1 protein-coding gene is annotated in these 3162 nt (G+C 42.4%); it reads left to right on the top strand.

The features are described 5' to 3' along the window. The first annotated feature begins 431 nt into the window (after positions 1–431). Positions 432–2930, top strand: a complete 2499-nt coding sequence (gene hetF / locus NWP21_RS02030) for a cell division protein HetF (RefSeq protein ID WP_280791416.1) — start codon at positions 432–434, stop codon at positions 2928–2930. The last annotated feature ends 232 nt before the right edge of the window (positions 2931–3162 follow it).

The raw sequence follows: 3162 nt of genomic DNA, 5'->3' as shown, positions 1-3162 counted from the left end.
GAAAAGCACAAAAAAAAATCCCCTAACCGGTGTTAGCCAATCAGGGGAGTTAGTTATCAGGGTGCATCTACCAATTTAATCTGCGGGACACATCTACCTGTTTCCGGAGAAAAGCACAAAAAAAAATCCCCTAACCGGTGTTAGCCAATCAGGGGAGTTAGTTATCAGGGTGCATCTACCAATTTAATCTGCGGGACACATCTACCTGTTTCCGGAGAAAAGCACAAAATAGAGCTAATCGCAGTTTAATGAATTAAATTTAGCTAGCCACTGGGTAACTAATGCGGATAAACTTATAACCAAAGAACCGCAAAAATAACCCGGCTGAGAAACATTCAGTCGCAGAAAGCATCTAAAGTGTGAGAAGGAGCGAAAGTATAGAGCTGAAACTCAAAGTTTCAATTCGATTAAGGAGGCGAACAGGAAAAGTTGTGACCCAGGAATTTCATATTTCCGTAACCCCAGTAGGGCAAAATGACTACTTGGTGCGGACCGAACAAGTCGCGACTGGGGTGCCATTAGCAGAAGAACTGGTAACCTGGCCTGTAACTGAGTGGTTAGTATCTGCTGGACATCTGATGAATGACCCGCTCAAATCGGTGTTCCAGGGAAACGCGATCGCTCAGAACTCTTTTAATCTGGTGACATTGGGACAGCAATTGTACAATGCACTATTTCAAGGCACTATCAGAGACAGTTGGATTACCGCCCAAGGGATTGCCCAAAACCACCAAAAATTGCTGCACTTACGATTGGGGCTAAAAGATGTCAGGTTAGCACGTCTACCCTGGGAAGTGATGCACGCAGGCGATCGCCCTCTGGCTACTGGCCCCTATATTGCTTTTTCTCGCTACCAAACCGGAATAATGGCTGGATCTGGTTTGCCATTGAGAAGCAAATCAAAACTCCCAGAAATTGGAAAAGTCAAAGTCTTAATGGTACTAGCTTCTCCTCCGGATCAAGTCCGTCTTGATTTACTCAAACAAGAAGCTATCAACCTCCAGGAGGAACTTCAGCGTCAGAAAAGACGAAATGACAGAAGTGGCCATCATTTACCAGAGATTTCGCTGACCATACTAGATCAACCAGGGCGCGAAGAATTAACCCAAGCCTTAGAACAAGGGGGATACCAAATTCTACACTACTCTGGTCATAGTAGCCGAAGTCCCCAAGGTGGACAAATTTACCTTGTCAGTAGAAGAACTGGGTTAACGGAAACTCTGAGTGGTGATGATTTAGCAGGGTTGCTAGTTAACAATAATATTAAAATGGTTGTGTTTAATTCCTGTTGGGGAGCATACACAGCTACATCCGAATCGGGTGGGGACATGACGGCTCAACGTAACCTGACACAAAGCCTGGTGAGGCGAGGAATTGGCAGCGTGTTGGCTATGTCAGAACGTATTCCCGATGAAGTAGCACTAACGCTGACACAATTGTTTTACCACAAGCTGAGTCAGGGATGCCCTGTAGATTTGTGTGTCAATCTAGTACGCCAGGGATTAATTTCTACCTATGGTTCTCACCAGAACTACTGGGCTTTACCAATTTTATATCTCCAACAGGATTTTGATGGTTCGTTCTGTCCAGAAATATCTTTAAGTGCAGAATATTTAAGTGCGGACTCACTCAAGGAGTATATTCATCAGCCGCCTTTGAGGGAAAATCCTACTGCTATGTATGTTGCCATGGCAGAAGATGATACAGACATAGTTTTAGCCAGTGATGAGATGATTTATTATGGTTTAGCTGATGATTCTATACCAACACCACCCAACCTATCAGATATAGACTGGCTAGGTGAAGAAACATGGGGCGACCTAGTAGATGAAATTGAGTCTGATGATGAGCCGGACTATGCGGAAGATTCGGCTTTAGTTTCAGATTTGTTTCGTCAGCTACATCAGGAAATTCCCTATCAGGAACCTGTACAAGGGATGACAGATAACCAAGTTCGGGAATATTATCCGCCCCAAGATACTGCTTCTCAGAATGAGGAACTGAAATTAAGTGAAGAAACACTAGAATCCCCACCCCCAGCGGCTAAATATGTGGGACAAAACCGGAAGACTCTCACCCCAAGAAAATCATCACCCCGGCCGTGGCCTGTTATTGGTATAGTGGGTGTAAGTGTTATATGTATAATTATTAGCTTAATTGTTATAGGAGAAAAACCACAAGAAACACCTATATCGGTTACACCGCCAATTGTTCCAAAGTCTGTACCTATAAACATTCAACCTGAAATCAACATTAAAAATGCCCCCACTGGAATCATAACTACTAAGGCTAAGGAAAAATTAGGCGCGGGTGACTTAGACGAAGGACTACGATGGATCACAGAACTACTCAATCGTCGTGAACTGACTGCTGCTGAAGCCTTACTGGATTTAGTTCCGCAAAACCAACTAGATGATTCATCTGTGAAGTTTTTAAAAGGGCGATTAGCATGGCAGTTTGTTCAGAGTGGAAACCAGAAATACAGTATTAATGATGTCCGCCGTTATTGGGAAGGTGCGTTAGAATCTGAACCAAATTCACCTTTATATAATAATGCTTTGGGATTTGCCCACTATGCAGAGGGTAATCTCAATGAAGCTAATTCTTCTTGGTTCCAAGCCTTGAATTTAGCTCTTAATCAGCAAAGGATTGCCTCTACTGGACCTGTAACTATGAGTACGGAACTCACAGAAGAAGCTTTAACTTCCTATGCTGGATTAGCGCTGGGGATGTATACATCTGCATATAATCAACCTTCTATTAATAAACAAAGACAATATGTTAATGAGGCTGTGAAGTTGAGAGATATGGTAATCGCCAATCAACCAGTGAATTTCCAGAGTAATGAATTGAGTCAGAATTGGTTGTGGTCAAAAGAAGCCCTGTCGAAGTGGCGATCGCTCCTGCAAGAAAAAGGTGAAGAAAATTGACCCACAAACGAGACGCAAGCCCCTGGCTTCAGACATGGGGATAAGTCAATAGCGACTTTAGTCGCATTAAAGCGATTGAGTGGCTTTAGCTACATTCAATATTACATAAATTACTTCATGTGAACTTTATAAAAGCTTTACTTTATTATATAGAACAATGCTATATAATAATTGTATGAACCAAGAATACAAGTCAAACAAAAATATTACTTACTCTTGTAAGTATCATGTG

The organism is Anabaenopsis sp. FSS-46 (assembly GCF_029891665.1).
GTDB classification, from domain to species: Bacteria; Cyanobacteriota; Cyanobacteriia; order Cyanobacteriales; family Nostocaceae; genus Anabaenopsis; species Anabaenopsis arnoldii.
The sequence above is the reverse complement of the archived record's forward strand: the minus strand, read 5'-3'. Positions and strand labels throughout refer to the sequence as shown.